Consider the following 16,573-nt stretch of genomic DNA (forward strand, 5'->3'; position numbering starts at 1 on the left):
TAACTATGGAACGATAGGTGCTACTTAGGTCCATACAAATGACTTTAACTCTTTCTTTTCCCGGGAGAGAAGACAGATAGCCTTTGAGCGTACTCTCGCTCCTGCCTTTTACAATATCGAATATTTTTCTTTTTTTTAAATCACACAAGGTTGTTGCAAATCCTTGCTTACGACTAAAGAAATGTTCGTCTATCCCAAGGACTGTAGGACATAATGCATTGCTTAGCTCTTTATGTTGCTCTTGGTATTGTTTTTGATACCAACGCTCAATTGTGGCCTTACCTTTTTTGAATTGCTCAGCCAAATCTTTTTGCGAAACACCCCGCGTATGCTCATGAAAGACAGCGGCTTGGAGCCGCCATGTTGAACGTTGATGCTTATTAATTCCAGGGAACTGTTGATTGCCATAACGCTTACAGGTGTGGCAATACAATTTATAAGCCTTAAAACTTAAGATACTTCTTCGATGCCCTATAAGTTCATGATGAACTTTTCTCATATAAGAAGCTTTTTTACGAACTACCTTACTTTTGCAATGACCACAACGAGGAAGTCGATTATAAGAAAGTTCTAACCACAATGGTTGATAACCTTTCACTTTCCTTATAGAAAATCCGGGTAAATTTAGGATAAGATCATACTTCGGCACTTTAATCTCCTTTTGATCGTCAAATCAAGGAGTTAGATTACTCTAACTTAGATTAAAGTGCCCCCTCAGATGAGAAAGAGCCAAAATTAAAGCTTAACCATAAAGACTAGGTTTTCATCCTAATTTCTGGTCTATATTTAGAATAATTCATATAAATGGATTTAATGTGAAGATCTATTTGTATTACTTATTTTCTATATATATCTGTCTCATATCCGCTGGAGAGGCCTCTCAAGTATATCAATGGACTGATAAGAATGGCATTGTTCATTTTTCGGACAATCCAGGCGAAACAAACAATCAAAATGTGAATAAGGACAATATTGATTCAGAAAAATTTAAACAACGTTTGAAAAAGAAATTACCTAACGGATTTTGCGAAATTATTTATAAGAATAATCAAAAAGAATTTCTTTTAATTTTTAATAATATGTCTGTTTGTGTTCAACAAATTACCGAGGTCTATGATGAATGTTTTGATAAAAGCTTGCGAGATAATGGAAATGTAATAAAGCATTCTCAAATTGACAATTTCTCTTCAAAATTATCAAATTGTTTTTATGACAAATATTTAGCGATTAATTTAAAATCGAAAAATATCTATCTTCAAAATGAGCAAGTTAATATAGGCTATTTTTCTTACAAGGTAACAGATTCTGTATGGACAAAAAGCTTAAGTAATAATCAATATTTAAATAAACCCCCTTACGGTATTTATGTTAAAATTAATATTTTAATTAGGAATAATGATAATAAAGCCAGAGAGATACCTGAATTCATTTTGATAGGTGAAGATAAGAAACATTATAGTATTTCAAGCGACTCTCTGTTGATAAATGAGTCTGTAAAACCCTTCGAATCTATAAACCCTGATCTAGTGAAAACCGCAATTCTTATTTTCGATGTACCAAAAAAACAGCAATACTATCTTCTAATTAATGACGTAGATAATCAAAATAAGTTGATCTTAATAGGTGACTTTTAAATTGTATCATTGTAAAAGTTCTTCTAGGTATTCGACATAAACGTAGTTTTGATGGCATTGTTAATAATTAAAAATCAATTGCCTTTCTATAATGAGAGCAGGCTTGATTCTGCCCTCATAATCTATTAGTTCGTTGAAGTAGTCGGCATAATTTCTTGATTAAAGAAATAATAATGGATAATTGGTGTTGAATTATTGTAAGCATTTTCAACAATATAATATTGCTCAACGCTAGCGCCTGTTCCAGAAGGAGAAAGCGGCATGCTAATACATAGGTAATCATTATTATCAAAAGTTATTTTAGACCATGTAGCTACTGGTGCTATGTCAGCACCGGGTGAAATAGAAGGATTAACAGAATGATTTTGTGCCGTCTTTAAATTGATTCTTGAGCCTTTGAGGATTAAATAATTTTCATCATTACAAATAATTGAACCATAGTTCAATGAGTTTTCAGTCGATTCAGCATGATTTAAACACTTAGGCTCATCATCCCCTAATCCCTCAGGTGGATCTATATTAATGAATGTTACTGATGAGTTAACGGGTTTATGTTGTTTACATGAGCCTATCACCTCCGGGGGTAAATCTGCAAAGACTAAATTGGTACAGATAGTTCCTAATATAACGATAGAAAATTTTTTTATCGACATTGCTTTACTCCTCGGGCATTCATAAATTCTTGTGTGGATTTCCAAATTACAGTATGGCCATAGCCCGCTGTGGATTCATAGTGTAAACCACAAATTGCCCCCAAGTTAGTCTCTGATCATATTTAAAAAACACATTATATTGTTATTTAATGTATTAATAATGCCATATGTTGTGTTTTTGTTATTTATATATATAAAGATAATATCAAACTTATATGGCTATTGTGACTGGAGGTATTACGATATGACTAAATGTACAGCGCCAGTACGCGGGCATAGCTCAGCGGCTGCGGCCTCGACCTGCCCTTTATGCCGTTACCGCACTAGCTACCGCTACGGCGGCTACAACAGCCCGTCCTACTCTTCACCAAACAGCAGCAGAGCTAACTATAGCAGCAGTGGTGGCAGATCAAGTAGTTCAAGACCGCGCTGGTCCAGAGCGGGTTCGTCCTTGTCATACACATCTGCCCAAGTACAGTCACTGACACCAATACGCCAAACAGTTGAAACGCGAGCAGCGGAGCAACCTGACCTTCGTGACGTCTTCCTGTGTCACGCCTGGGACGACCGTCATGGTCCAGCCAAAGAGCTGCACGACTTGCTCGTTGAGGCTGGTGTCAAAGTTTGGCTTAGTGAGAAGGATCTTGGCCTTGGGGTGCCGATGATGCGCGCCATCGACAAAGGGTTAGCGAATTCGCGGATCGGACTTGTACTGGTGACCCCTGTGCTGCTGGCCCGTCTCCCCAAAGAGAGCGTTGCCGACAAAGAGCTTTCGGTACTCCTGGCGGGCAACCAGCTCGTTCCTATTGTGCACAATACGACGTATGAAGCTCTCCGCAATGTCAGCCCTTTGCTTGCCTCTTGAACCGGCCTCGACACCACAGAAGATTCAATGGCGGTGGTCGCGGCAAAAATTTCTGAGCTGGTTGCTCTCTAGCCTTATTGCCCACATAGTCGCTTTATCTGGGCTTCAAAGTATAGGGCTTAGTCTACATTTTAAAAAATAATTTTGGAGAAGCATTTTGGTAAACAAAACTCCCGTTTTATTTTATCTATGGTTGTGTAAAATTTGATATGTACGGCAATTTGCCGTATAATGAATATAAATGTGATACTTTAAGGTATTGTTATGCAAACTACACACCAAGACTCTAAAAGTGATCGAATAGAAGCTCGTGTTAGTTCTGAGGATAAGGATCTTTTTAAGAGAGCAGCTGAACTCTCCGGTATGAATAATTTTACTGCTTTCGTAATTAAAGCATTGAAGGATGCTTCTGTTAAAGTGATCAAAGAACATGCATTAATAGAACTATCCTTAAGAGATCAGCAATTATTTATTGATAGTTTATTAAAGGATACTGCTCCTAACCAACGGTTACTCAAAGCGGTAAAAAGACATAAAAAATTGATATAAGAATAAATATCTTGAGTAAATATTGTATAGAGCAATTAAATAAATCACATGTTAAAGAGAGCTTTAATAGTGGTGAAGATTCATTAGATAAATATCTTCAAACACAAGCAACTCAAGACATAAAGCGTAATTTAAGCGCGGTCTATGTGTTGCTCGAAGGACAAGATTCTACGGTATTGGGTTATTATACTTTATGCTCTTCGAGCGTTTTAATAGATAGTATTCCTCGCGAAGTATCCAAGAAATTACCTCGTTATCCATTAATTCCTGTAACATTATTAGGGCGTTTGGCTATTGATATAAAGTTACAAGGGCAAGGCTTAGGTGAGTTATTATTAACAGATGCTTTATTAAGAGCAGGCAGACTAAGTAATGAACTCGGCTCAATGGCGGTAATTGTTGATTCTTTAAGTAGCAGGGCCTCGGATTTTTATGAGAAATTTGGTTTTCAAAAATTCATAGATAATACTAATAAATTGTTTTTACCTATGAGCATCATTAAACAACTATTATCAGAGAGCTAAAATTTTCCAGCTAAGTATTTGGTTCAATCTAGGTAGATTTTAAGTACACAGCTGACTTCGAAATAAACAATTACTTGAAAGACAAATATATTTATCTTCATAAACAGCAAAGTTCGTAAAACCCCCGTTTTATTATCCATCTAAGTAAACCTACTTTGAAAAATGTATTCTTAGTACAATAGATGCATATAAAAAAATCTATAGGCATCCTATGAGAATTAAACCACAGCCCCTGAAACCAGGAGACACCATAGGGGTGCTTTCCCCATCGAGTCCTTTAAGAGACAAACCACTTGATATCGCCATCCATTTTCTTCGGGAGGCTGGATTTAATGTTAAATTCGGGGAGCATTGCAATGATGAAAATAGATTTTTAGCGGGAACAGATGTAAATCGAGCAAAAGATGTAATGGCATTTTTTAAAGACCCAGATATAAGTGCCATCATAGCAAGCAGAGGAGGACAAGGTTCTCAACGCCTTTTGCCTTTGCTGGATTATGATACGATATTGAATAATCCTAAAATTCTTGTTGGATTTAGTGACACTACTGCATTGCAATTAGGTCTTCTAAAAAAGACGGGGTTAATTTCCTATACGGGATATACAATGACTGTCCCTATTAATCCCTTACTCGAGAGAACCCTATTCGCTTGTTTAGCGGATGAGCCCTTTTCAGTGCAGGGTGGGGAGTTTGTCCATCCAGGTAAGATTAAGGGCGAGTTGGTCGGGGGGAATTTGTCGCTTTTAACATCGTTGATGGGAACTCCGTATCAACCTGACTTCAAAGAGCGTATCTTACTCATCGAGGATGTAGGCGTTGAACCTTTTAATGTCGATAGAATGCTTTCCCATCTACATCTTGCTGGGGTCTTTACCCAGGTTTCTGGTGTGATATTGGGTCAATTTGAAAATTGTATTTCAAAGGATCCGAATGAAGGGACTATTGATGAAGTGATTGACGACTGGATTTCATATTTTAAAGTTCCGTGTATTAAAAATTTTCCCTATAGTCATGGCTTGGATAATTGTGTTTTACCCATTGGATCTCAGGTCATACTCGATGCATCGTCGGTGACTTTAATTTATTCATGTTGATAAATCCCTTCGAAACATACACCATAGCGCTAAAATCAGTGGAGTTAATTTTGGAAATAATAAAAGTTGAGATAAAAAATTCATTGAAGAAGGTTGCTTTTTGTCCTACAAAAAATTGAACCCTTTATTTTGAATTAGCTGAGAGATCAGCAATGCTGTGGCTATGGCCATAAATCTTTAGTATGGAGGTTTTCTTGAATAGAAAATTCATTAAAACGGTGGTAGGGATCGTCTTTTGTGTAACATGGGTTAACGCATGGGCTTTACGTTGCCAAACCACGATTATCAGTCCCGGGCTTTCTCTGGATGAAGTGAAATCGTTATGCGGTGAGCCATTTGAAGAATCTGAAAAAAAGGAGCATATAGTCTGTGCTCAAGGTCTCCAATATTCTTGTCAAAAAATATACACTCAAACCTTAATCTACAAAAGACCATCTACTTTTATCATCGAGTTTCAAGACGACAAAGTATTTAGTGTCGCTTTGAGTCCAAAATAGGTTGGGGCACAACATTGCTCCAGGCCAGACAGCGCGCAGAGTCAGTGTGACAATGGTTGCAATCAATAACAGCAAACATCATTTATACAGGAGTAGAGGGTTTGTAATGTAGAAAAAGGCAGATAGGCAGGGTTGGCATTCAAGCCCTGGAATCATTGGAAATACACTTTTTTCTTGGTTACTCCTACTCTGCTGTCAATGGCTTTATCCAGTTAGTCCTATGATTTGCGGAATGCCTTAATAAACACCCATGCGAGCGCTTCTGTGATTACTCAGAAATTACTCGCAGATCACACCATAAAAAATATTCTATACTCACTGTGATGCTCAAAAATGGATGCCTTGGGATGGGTTTTATTGCCGAGGGGAGACGGCGGTATTATCAGGCCGAATCATGACAGAGTATGACATTACTGATTTAGATTTTTATAATTTACTGTTAACGTTGGCATTTTTTGTGGTGATTTCCTCGCTCATCGCGTTGGAATACATTGCCAGATTACACCAGTTGGGCAAAGCCGGCTTTCGACGTCGGCGGCTTCTGAATTGGTCTATCGGATTGATTAATATTTTTTCTGCTTACCCCATAAGCAATTACTTTCTTGCTTATTATTGTGAAATCAATAACATAGGACTACTTAACTATTACAGTGCCCCATTCTGGCTGGTATTTATTGTCTGGTTTATCATATCGGATCTCATTTACTATACCCATCATCGTCTGGGTCATTCAGTTAATTTATTCTGGTATTTTCACCAGATCCATCACAGTGACAAATCACCCAACATTACAACCACATTTCGTTTGCATCCGCTTGATTTTTTAAGCCTCCTGATCACCCGCTCGATTTGTGTGATTATTTTTGGCCCTTGCCTTCTCGCTTTTGCGATCATTAATTTTTCTCATACGATAATTGCTTTCTTTTCCCACAGCAATATTAAAATTAACGACCAATTTGAAAGAATCTTATGTAAATTTATCGTTACACCCAGGTACCATCTGCAACATCATACGAAAGAGCATTGTAATAAGAATTTCGCCACCGTTTTAACGGTTTGGGATAAACTGGGCCGCAAACAGGTTCCGCCCCTTCTGGGTGATGTTGACAGGCATCAACTTAATATTGGTATCGACACCGAAATAGATTTCGAAAAATTTAAAAATCTTATGTTGATTAACGACCTGGTCAATTGGTTGAAGAGCCATTATTCCAGCTACTTTCCCTTCGTTCTTGGTGTTCTGCTTTTTGTATTTTTCTATTGGCTGCTTTGTTTGGTTTTACCGCCATTATCTCAAGGACTAATCGGCTTTAATATCTGGGCTTTCTTTATTGTTCTATTTTTTACTGTGCACTTATCCTTGCTGACGATTTCCATTTACCTGCATCGCGCCGAAACTCATCGGGCCTTAAAATTTCATCCTGTAATCACCCATTTTTTTCGATTTTGGCTCTGGTTGGCAACAGGAACCAATCGCAAGGAATGGGTAGCCATCCATCGCCTGCATCATCAGGATCCGGATGGCAAAAAGGATCCTCACAGCCCAGTCAACCTCAGCATTAAAGCGTTGTTTACATCCGGAATTGAAATTTATAATAGCGCCAAGAATGAGGACGTTGTCAAACAGTTGGGTGTTGTCCGTAATGATGACTTTTTGGAAAAACACCTCTATGGAAAATTTTCCATGGCAGGTCCCTTATTATTGATGTTGCTCTATATCGTCTTTATAGGCATCTGGGGAATTCCGTTGTGGTTTCTGCAAATGATTCTGCAAATTATCCTGCAAGCCAGTGTGATTAACGGCCTTGGTCATTATCACGGCTACCGTAATTTTGACACCCAGGATAATTCCCATAACCTGACCCGCTTTGGTCTGTTCATCGTGGGTGAAGAGTTGCACAATAACCACCATGGAGACTCTTCCAGCTGCAAATTTTCTGTCAAATCAAACGAATGGGATCTCGGATGGTTTTATATTCTGATTCTGCAGTATCTGGGGCTGGCTACATTGAAAAAGCGAACAAAACCCGATAGCAATCACCCGAACTCTGTTTTGCATCCTTGCATGAGTCAGGGGACTCAGGGTACCCGTCGTCAATCCATAAACACCATTGACAGGAAGAGCCAAGTTGATTGATATTCCTTTTGGAATAGGAGTAGAGGCTTAACCCCTTGTGAAACAACGAGAACCAAGCTCCTGCATCAGCTGTATGAATACATTAAATGATTGTAGATCGCGGTTAAGGTAGGGCTTTTTTCTTCGAAAAATAAAACGAAATAACGCAATTTTAGACGCGCAGGCGAATACTTCTTCCTGCACTTCCAGTGTATCCTGTCGTAAATAACTTAAAATGATATCAGCCTGCTCTTGAGGGCTCATGTCGAGCCGCAGAGAAGAGGACAACAGATACAATAACCAATCACGTGCCTGGGCTAAATGGATGGGCATTACTGCACCGGGGTCGTCTTCAAAATCAACAAAAGCAACAGAGCGATCGCCGGCAATCATATTACGAATAAAGGCCTGACTTAAGTAGGCCCCTTTGTGATGGACATCAAGAATCGCGTCCAGCGCTTGTTTCCAATAAAAAACGGCAGACTGCTGGCTGGGATTCTTCAAAAAAAACTCAACGCTAGAGTGCCCCAGACAAGACATAACAAAGTAGTTTTCCCCCACATAAACCACGCTCGGGACTGGGACGCCCGCCGCAGACAATGAAATCAATCGTTGTATTTCAATAGCCTGAGTGAGTTTGCCGCCAGGAACAGGAATACCCCGTAGAGCAGGGATGGAAAGTGCTTTTGTTACCAGGGTTAGAATAGAATATCCAATTTTACTGCGCTTCATGGCTTGCTTTTTAACAACGTAGCAACTCCCTTCAAAATCGAAATGAAATACTCGGTGTTTTGAGATGGCAGCGTGTTCCCCGGTTAAGGCAATGAATTGTTCCCGCCCAGTCAATCCTGTTCGGGCAATAAGGTTACAATTTGATACATTTGACATCAGAAACCCTGGGTTGAATGGTTAGTTAATTTTTTGAAATCGGATGCAAAAACAGAGTAGTGGCTAATCTGCTTTTCAACTGGATAAATAGTAAGCTGTATAAATAAGTCGGTTTTTGCATTATTTATGGATTGAGAGCTGGCAGTGATTCGCCATTCTACAACAACCACCCTGACTATCAAGGTGCAAAAAGGCAAAGGGAATTTGCCTGCGGACAGGATTAGACCAGTCTCGATAGGCTTGCCCTGGGTATAAGCATTGTTAACTCACCCGAGAGATGACGGCCTGCAATGTAGAGGGCTGCTATAGTGTATTTGTCATTGACCGTTTATAATTCGCTTTGCTCATCTTAACGCGTCCCCTTAAACCAACCAGGATAATCATGTCAAACTTGCCTCCATGCCCTCAATGCCACTCAACCTATACTTACGAGGACGGTACCCAATGCATTTGTCCCGAATGTGCGCACGAGTGGATCCCCGCAGTTGAACAACAAAGCACGCCATCCGAATCCGTTATAAAAGATGCCCATGGCAACCTGTTGCAAGATGGTGATACCGTGACTGTCATTAAGGATTTAAAAGTTAAAGGCTCATCTTTAACCTTGAAAGTAGGAACTAAAGTTAAAAACATTCGCCTGGTGTCGGGTGATCATGATATCGATTGCAAAATTGAGGGCATTGGTGCGATGAAACTAAAATCACAGTATGTAAAAAAATCATGACCCTCTTCTGTCTTGCCCCCGCAGGCGGACAAGATTAGGTTGATTACCGGTGAGGTTGCATTGCAAGTTGAATCCGCCGTTCCTATTACTTTTTATTGCGCTTGATAATTGTTCGCACGCTTTTGCCTGTTTAAAATCAATGGTTGATGCGAGCAAGGCACTCGATGCCCTTGATTTTTCAATGGGTGTAAAGGGCATCCGCTGCATTAGCCAGAACATCTTGTTAAATAGCCAGGGTTGTTGAGTACTTCAACGATTAATGATGCGGTGGTTTATTATGGAAGACTCTATCCCATTAACACGAACAGGCTGTCCTCATCATTCACCACTCTCTGCAAAACCCCGGGTCAGTGCACGCAATAATGACTTTTCGCTGGAAAAAGGCAGGTCCTGCTGCAGACTCCAGAATGAAACGCCGCCCAGTCGTACCGTTTCTTTTGCTTTGTCAGTCAAAGGATTATTCCCTTCGACATAATCAATTTTGGCCAGCACGGATTGGGGGCTGTCACAACTGAGAAAGCGGCTTTTCGACGTATTGTCGAGGGGAATCAAACCGTAAAAAGTGACCGCCTGTCTGCCGCTTTTACCCTCATGGATTACCTGGTTAAACAATTGGTCTCCATAACGCTGATAGGCCTCATCATAACTGATCTGACTGCTGATATTGGCATCGAGGACAGGGACATGCAGACCTGGATAGCGTGTATTGTCATTTATCTGCTCATTCTCAACATAATAGGAATGACAGTAAAAAGGCAATCCTAAAATCAGCTGATCAGCCGCCAATCCCTGAGAGTAATAATGCTTGATTGCTTTATTACCGGAAGTACTCGGATAGGGGTAGGTCGTGTCTTCCTGACGATCAGGTTCATAGAGTGCTGCCCCAAGCTCGGTACGTGGGCCGAATGTACCGTAATGATCATAGGCCATTATTGTCGTCCAGTTCACATAGGCTTGCCATTCCCGCGCATTGGGGTAATGACGCCAATACGCGCGGGTGGCGGGAACGGCATTGCTGACGCAGTAGCCGTCATCCTGAAGAGCCTCATGCAACTGTTTAAGCAGGGTTGTTACCCCAGCCATCTCGTTTTTACTGGCCAATAACTCGTTTTCCCAATCGACATCGATTCCATCAAGTTGATAGTGCTCAAGTACTTTTTTTACCGAATTTACAAAAACCCTGATTTGCTCGTCATTTTCTAAAAATCGGAAGCTTTCACGGTCGCCCCACCCGCCGATGGCAATCAGGATGGGTAAATCCGGCCTTAACTGGCGTAACTGTTGAATGGTTTTAATATCTTCGGCATGAAGTCTAACCACTGTATTGCCTGCTTCGTCTTTGGCAAAACGTGCAAAGGCATAATTCACCAGGGTGACTTTATCCAATTGCTCGTTTAATTTGGCGATGTCTTTGTCTTGCAATCCCCAGGACGAATCAGCGCCCAGGTAGGCGATGACCCGCTGATGGGTTTGTTGTTGCACAGCGCAGTAAGGTGTCCATGCCAGTGCAACCGGGGCCGCGAAGCCAAGTATCCATGCAGTCAGGGTCAGCCGGAAAATAGTCATCGGTCATTCTCAATCGTTTACATGGAGCCGATTTTAATTGCCTAGACCATGGAGGCGTTACTGTTATTTTTGACAGGGTTTAAAGCAGCGAGAGCAAATCGAATAGAATAACAGCCAGGTCAACACGCGTTAACCTGGCGTTACAGCGGTTCTTGTTTACCATTCAGGCTCCGTATTCGCCATTACTGGTTAACGGGTGAGTTACCGGGTTGCTTATCTACATTAGATGAAGATGTGGATTTTACTTCATTAAACAAGCCGACTTTGAGCAGAGAGCTTGACGTTTTTGCTTCAAGGGCAAGCACCTGAGTCACTACCTCCTTAAGTCGAAGGGTCATCTTTTGAATATCGCTAAACCCGATGTAGCCGTAATGGGCGGTGACACGGATATTGTTTGGGGGTCTGGTGTCCACTTCAAACCGCCCGAGTGAGCTTTCCTTTTTCAATTCTTCTTCCACAAGACTGACATTTTTAAGTCCCTTAATGCGAAATACAAGAGTAGCCCCGCGTTCCTCGGCTGCTTCAGGAGTAATCAGTTGCATCGTATCCCCCAAATGCTTCTTGAGAAGCGCCAGCAGGTAGAGGGTGAGGCATTCCGATTTGATCATTAATTTATCCCACCCGATGTCGGCCATGATTTCGACGTAGGTTTGAATGGGTGCCAGGGCAACAGGGGAGGCATTGCTTGTCCGAAAAGCCTTTGCCCCCTTCGTTGCCATGATGTCTGGTGTAAAGCCATTAATACAGCCAAACACTTTCCCGGAATCAGCGGCTTTCCAGCCCTGGATTGGGGGATACCTGTTGAGATCGGTGTTTTTGTTAACATAAATGCCAAAAGGACTGCCAGCCGTGCTGCTGCAATGCTTGTAACTGCATCCTACGGCATAAGTGACTACCTCAAGCTTTTTAAGGTCAATGGGACGATTGCCGACAGTGTGGGCCAAATCAAGCCCGACGATAATGTGGTTTTCCTCAATGGTCTTTTTCAGTTCCTGTAAAATAAAAGCAAGATTCAAACGCTGTCCCGTATTAAAGACCAGATCCGATAAGTGCAATACCTGGATCTCATGAGCATGCTGTTTTACAAAGTCAATAATCGCTTGTGAACTGTATAACCCCTTTTCATCGGCTGCCAATTTCAAGGTGAGCAAATCCGGAGTGGGTGCCTGATTATCCTCAAACAATTCAAAATGTTTGGCGGTTTGTAGTTGTCGCTTAATAACGGAATGAACAATCGCCTGATCAGAAAAAAATTCGGTGGCCAGATGGCATATTTTGGTTTTTCCCGTTTTCCAGTCTTTTAAGGTGGGTTTGTAAAACGTATCCAGCAGATTGCCTAAATTGGTGGATAGTCCTGCCTGGGTAAAAACAAACTCGCAGGGATCGTCAAAACCCAACAGCGCTTGCATGGCTAAAACAGATTGCGGGTCTATATCGCAATCAAACCAATTACCCCCAAGGGACGCGGTGTCAGGAAAATGGCCTGAGTGAAGTTGCTCACGTTGCAATTTTAAAATGGTTTCGATGGCATGGATAGCCGGTATAAATACTGGCCCTAAGGAGTGGCCGGCAAAAGGCGTGATTGGGCCTAAATCAAATAACACCTTTAAATTGAGAGGATCCGCCTTATCCAGCGCTGACGCAAATTCAGTGCTCAAGGCGTTTTCTTCCGTTTTAAGCAGGTCTGAAAACTCTTTCGGGTTAGAGGTTAACAATCGCTTTATTTCTTCACTGGATAACATCAACAACTCCCTGGTTAATTAGTCGTCTTTTTTACATTCATCCGTCTCTCCTGTGCTGAACGCCTGATAGGGTCAGGTACGAATCCTTGTTAAAGGGAACAAGCTCATGGGACTGGATTCATCAGCTCCTGATATTCATCATGCAATTCCCTCGTTCGTGTTTTGCCGGATTGAAAAAAAGCAGAGCGTTGCTTATCAATAGAGTCCAGCCCAATCGCCTGAGGATTTTCGCACGTCATGTTACTTAACATTGCATTTAAAATAGTTAGTTTGGCCTTAAGAAGTGACGTGTCCTCATCACCAAAAGTAAACAGGGAAACAAGCCTTAACCAGCTCAGCCGCGACTCTATTTTCGCTTGTAACGCAACCCTTTTTTTGTTGTGCGCTAAGGATTCCTTGCAATGCAGTGGTTTTTCATGGATAGCAGGGGATGAAAAAACCTCAACCAATACCAGGGGTTCCTTGTCTATTCCCTCCTTTTTTCTAAACTGCATGCAGGGGTCTCTGAATCCTCTGTTTACTTTAAAGTCCTCTTCAACCCTTTCAGTTCCGAACAACATCTTGACCGCCAGTCGAATGTCAGAGGCTGCATGAGCGGTTTTTTGATAACAGTGTTCCAGCGCCTTTTGTTTATCAGCAACCGTTGTATCGGAAACAAGGCCTTCCATGGCTTTTACCTGTGCATCAATTAAGTTCATCTTTTTTTCAAGATGATCACTGTCTTCAAACATAAAAAGAGTAAAAGCCAATGCCCATTGCGTGGCTTGATCCTTTGTTGGGTACCTCTTTAATGTTTGATAGATCCAAATGAAGGTTTTTACACTGTCGCTTTTTTCATAAATCGGTTTGATATGATCACTTTCATCGAGAAAAGAGGTTTTAATTAATCCACTAAAACAGCCGATTAATGACTGGGTGTCAATGTTAGAATACGCTGTCTTTAAGCCTGGATTTAAATGAATCGCGCAAAGGACTCGGAATAATTTAAAAATATAAGCGATGGGCACTGGCGAACCAGAGTGAGTAACGTGTTGAGTAAAACCAATAAACAAAGCGTTCCAATTGAACAAGCGTTTGTCATTATCGGTTTTTAATCGTTCATTTATTTTTTGTGCCGTAGCAGCGAGATCATTCGTTATATCCAGTGCGGACAGTATCGGCTTGAAAAAATCGGCTTGGGTACTGATAAACCCCGGTTCAAGCCATGATTCTTTTTTGTCTGTTGTCGGCATAATTCACTTAGGCATTCAAGTTTCGTAAGCGCTTACCTTGAAGGTATTTCGCTTGTAAAAGGGTTTTATTATAGAGTAAATCCTGATTACCAAAAGCCAACCGCACACATAAACCTATTTTTTGCAGGCTTTTTATACAAAAATATAATAAAATAGCTCATAATGACTAATTTTATCTCATAAGTGGGTGGGCAGAAATCACTATGGTCTATGTTTTAATTAAAAATTTACCTGAACTGTTAGCCGGTAATGATCCCCGGCAGGCAATCAATGAAGCCATTGCCAAAGTAAAACCAAAACTGGTTTTTGACAATTTTGAGGGCGCCCGCAACTACATGGATGGCGAATTGAAGTTAATGTCCCCTGATTACAGGGCAAAGTACAGTTATGGGTTTGTCGAATTAAATTTAAAGAACAAGGACGATTTTAAGGAAATACAATCCCAGCCTGAAAACCTTCAGAAAGCCACGATGGCCTTCATTGTTAAAGACAAAAGAATGAATGCTCAGTGGCTTGACATTAAAGAGCATGAAAAACAGCAATTAATGGATATGAAGTACCAGGATCTTAAGTCAGAGGGGTTGTTGCTTAAAGAACCTTACCTGCGTGTCTTATCCAACATGCCGGCTTCCCTGCGTTTCCTTTGTTTTATCGATTATGCACTGTTTCACCATTTTAATGAGACCTGGACGGCTTACCATGACCGGGAACCCGGATCCGTACTGGACTTGTTTAATGCCCAGGCTCAATTATGTCACCGGCTTTTTTTAGACGGCCAATCAGAGCCGCTCACCTTAAAATACATTCAGGCATTGCAATCGGCATTGAGTCAGAGTTTGTTTGCCAAGGAAGTAACGAGCCGAAGCGGCGCTCTGCGTGAAGGGCATAACTCATTTCCAATTCTTCGGGATGCCGTATCGCTCAATGGGTTGATTGAACTGTTAAAAAGAATAAGAAACGATAACAATGAAGATGGTTTTATGATTGGCGAGTTAAAACGTATTGGTGTCATGACCCAGTTTTACGCCGCGCTGTCCAATGCGTTACGTGTATTCTATTTACAAACCAAAACGCCCTTACCGTTTACGGAATACAGCAAAGTCTTTTTGGAATTAAAAGAACGCGCTGTGAAAGACACAGTCAGGGTCATTACTCAACAGCATCCGCACGTCTCTGAATCCATGATAAGCGAAGTGATTTTATCGGAGTTGCAAACCAACCGGATTGAGGACGAATGCCTTAATGAAGAGAAATACAAAAAGCATGGCCTGAGCCTGTTCGATTCCACGTCGTTTAGCCTGTTGCATCTGGCTTCACAGACCAAACTTAGACCGTCTCAGTCTGAGTTAAAAATGGAATTGGCGCTTGCCCGCCAACATTCTCTGGTCAATCCTGGCCGTTTGATGAAAAAATCGGATGAAGAATTAGAGGTTATAGCCAAAACCTTAATGGCTGATTTGAGCAGGCAACCGTTATCCATTTTAACGCCAGACGCTAAAACAGCAGTAACTCTGGCACAAAAAGCCATCGAGCAATATAACAAGGACATCATTCACGTAAAAACACCTGAAGAGGCCATTCGCTGTATAGTATCCCTGGTTCATGAATTGGAGCTGCTTCACCTGTTTCATGATGCCAATTGCCGTACGAATTATTTCTTGCTTAACGAGGCATTGCTCAAACTGGGCCTGAAAGCCACCATGCTTTACAACCCCAATCGTCTCGATTTATACAGTGTTGCAGAGCTTGAAGAACAGGTAAAGCAAGGCATGCATCGTTTTGATTATGTGATTGCTGAGGCCAGTGAATTGGGGAAAATGAATGCCGAATGGTTGGGAAAAAAATCCACTGCTGAATTGTATGAGAACCTGTCAGCCAAACTCAATAAAGTAATCGCTGAGTTTACGCAACGGTATGAAACGCATCTTAAAAAACTGGAAAAAATGCTGGAGCAGTCATCTTCTGATCAACGCCTGTTTTCAATGCATATAAATAACACGCTGCTTATTCAAATAAAGAAATTATTTGAACAATTCAAAGGCGATGGGCATTTACTGCAGTTGACTTCATCGCTTCAGGGAATGGATAAAAAAGAAATAGAACACACCTTGGGGAAAGAATTCTTAAGCGAACTGGACAGCCTGTTGGCTCTTACCCGTTTGGATACTGGTTTCTTCCAAAGATTGACCGCCTATTCTAACACTGACCTGATGGAGGCCTGCCTGCGCGGGCAAGACATCCATGGGCTGTCATAGCTGGCCTCGTCCATTCCCACGCTCTGTCTGCTGGTGAAGGTGGTCATCCCCCGGTTGTCCTGGCTGGCTTTTGCCAACCTCACCCTTACCTGTCTTGCCCGCGCAGGCGGGCAATGATTGGCCCAAAGGGGCTTGATAACGTGGAAATGCAGTCCTTACGCAAGGGCATAGGGATTTAGTGGTTGACCAAAAAAAGAGTAATTTGATCAATATTATTTCTGCATGCTACTGT

The 16,573-nt window shown here is 41.3% G+C and carries 15 protein-coding genes; 9 read left to right on the top strand and 6 right to left on the bottom strand.

The genetic code is table 11. The features are described from left to right. The coding region (locus Lrub_RS15130) for a transposase (RefSeq protein ID WP_237760789.1) at window positions 1–649 on the bottom strand (649 nt) is incomplete at its 3' end. Window positions 650–815: 166 nt separating this feature from the next. Here Lrub_RS15130 and Lrub_RS09395 point away from each other — a divergent pair. Further along, complete coding sequence (locus Lrub_RS09395; protein ID WP_058531854.1) at window positions 816–1,634, top strand: DUF4352 domain-containing protein; 819 nt, start codon at window positions 816–818, stop codon at window positions 1,632–1,634. Between the two features lie 125 nt (window positions 1,635–1,759). On the opposite strand, the gene Lrub_RS14625 is transcribed toward Lrub_RS09395, so the two are convergent. Next, window positions 1,760–2,287, bottom strand: a complete 528-nt coding sequence (locus Lrub_RS14625) for a hypothetical protein (RefSeq protein ID WP_082651481.1) — start codon at window positions 2,285–2,287, stop codon at window positions 1,760–1,762. Between the two features lie 244 nt (window positions 2,288–2,531). On the opposite strand from Lrub_RS14625, the gene Lrub_RS15005 reads away from it, so the two are divergent. From Lrub_RS15005 to Lrub_RS09425, 6 genes are all read left to right on the top strand, one after another. Further along, window positions 2,532–3,152, top strand: a complete 621-nt coding sequence (locus Lrub_RS15005; RefSeq protein ID WP_237760790.1) for a toll/interleukin-1 receptor domain-containing protein — start codon at window positions 2,532–2,534, stop codon at window positions 3,150–3,152. Window positions 3,153–3,416: 264 nt separating this feature from the next. Beyond that, window positions 3,417–3,701, top strand: a complete 285-nt coding sequence (locus tag Lrub_RS09405; RefSeq protein ID WP_058531855.1) for a type II toxin-antitoxin system TacA family antitoxin — start codon at window positions 3,417–3,419, stop codon at window positions 3,699–3,701. An 11-nt stretch (window positions 3,702–3,712) separates the two neighbouring features. After that, window positions 3,713–4,225 (top strand): GNAT family N-acetyltransferase, encoded by a 513-nt coding sequence (locus Lrub_RS09410; RefSeq protein WP_058531856.1) that lies wholly within the window; start codon window positions 3,713–3,715, stop codon window positions 4,223–4,225. 211 nt (window positions 4,226–4,436) lie between these two features. Then, window positions 4,437–5,321 carry a S66 peptidase family protein gene (locus tag Lrub_RS09415; protein ID WP_058531857.1) on the top strand — a complete coding sequence of 295 codons (885 nt, stop codon included), beginning with the start codon at window positions 4,437–4,439 and terminating at the stop codon, window positions 5,319–5,321. A gap of 194 nt (window positions 5,322–5,515) precedes the next feature. Further along, window positions 5,516–5,818: a DUF2845 domain-containing protein gene (locus Lrub_RS09420; protein ID WP_162263137.1), complete on the top strand. Its 303-nt coding sequence runs from the start codon at window positions 5,516–5,518 to the stop codon at window positions 5,816–5,818. Between the two features lie 394 nt (window positions 5,819–6,212). Then, a complete protein-coding gene (locus tag Lrub_RS09425) occupies window positions 6,213–7,955 on the top strand; it encodes a sterol desaturase family protein (protein ID WP_058531859.1) in 1,743 nt (580 codons plus the stop codon). A 27-nt stretch (window positions 7,956–7,982) separates the two neighbouring features. On the opposite strand, the gene Lrub_RS09430 is transcribed toward Lrub_RS09425, so the two are convergent. Beyond that, window positions 7,983–8,822, bottom strand: coding sequence for a BUD32 family EKC/KEOPS complex subunit (locus Lrub_RS09430; protein WP_058531860.1), 840 nt, complete (start codon window positions 8,820–8,822; stop codon window positions 7,983–7,985). A gap of 382 nt (window positions 8,823–9,204) precedes the next feature. On the opposite strand from Lrub_RS09430, the gene Lrub_RS09435 reads away from it, so the two are divergent. Continuing rightward, complete coding sequence (locus tag Lrub_RS09435; RefSeq protein ID WP_058531861.1) at window positions 9,205–9,546, top strand: zinc ribbon domain-containing protein YjdM; 342 nt, start codon at window positions 9,205–9,207, stop codon at window positions 9,544–9,546. Between the two features lie 318 nt (window positions 9,547–9,864). Here Lrub_RS09435 and Lrub_RS09440 read toward each other — a convergent pair whose 3' ends face one another. The 3 genes from Lrub_RS09440 to Lrub_RS09450 all read right to left on the bottom strand — a co-directional run bounded on the left by Lrub_RS09440 (window position 9,865) and on the right by Lrub_RS09450 (window position 13,906). Continuing rightward, complete coding sequence (locus Lrub_RS09440) at window positions 9,865–11,112, bottom strand: glycoside hydrolase family 18 protein (RefSeq protein ID WP_058531862.1); 1,248 nt, start codon at window positions 11,110–11,112, stop codon at window positions 9,865–9,867. 182 nt (window positions 11,113–11,294) lie between these two features. Continuing rightward, window positions 11,295–12,854 (bottom strand): kynureninase/PvdN C-terminal domain-containing protein, encoded by a 1,560-nt coding sequence (locus tag Lrub_RS09445; protein ID WP_058531863.1) that lies wholly within the window; start codon window positions 12,852–12,854, stop codon window positions 11,295–11,297. A gap of 104 nt (window positions 12,855–12,958) precedes the next feature. Then, window positions 12,959–13,906, bottom strand: a complete 948-nt coding sequence (locus Lrub_RS09450) for a hypothetical protein (protein ID WP_133134051.1) — start codon at window positions 13,904–13,906, stop codon at window positions 12,959–12,961. Window positions 13,907–14,289: 383 nt separating this feature from the next. Between Lrub_RS09450 and Lrub_RS09455 the strand changes: the two genes are divergently transcribed. Continuing rightward, window positions 14,290–16,341: a hypothetical protein gene (locus tag Lrub_RS09455; protein ID WP_058531865.1), complete on the top strand. Its 2,052-nt coding sequence runs from the start codon at window positions 14,290–14,292 to the stop codon at window positions 16,339–16,341. Window positions 16,342–16,573: the final 232 nt, after the last annotated feature.

Source organism: Legionella rubrilucens (assembly GCF_001468125.1).
Lineage (GTDB): Bacteria > Pseudomonadota > Gammaproteobacteria > Legionellales > Legionellaceae > Legionella_C > Legionella_C rubrilucens.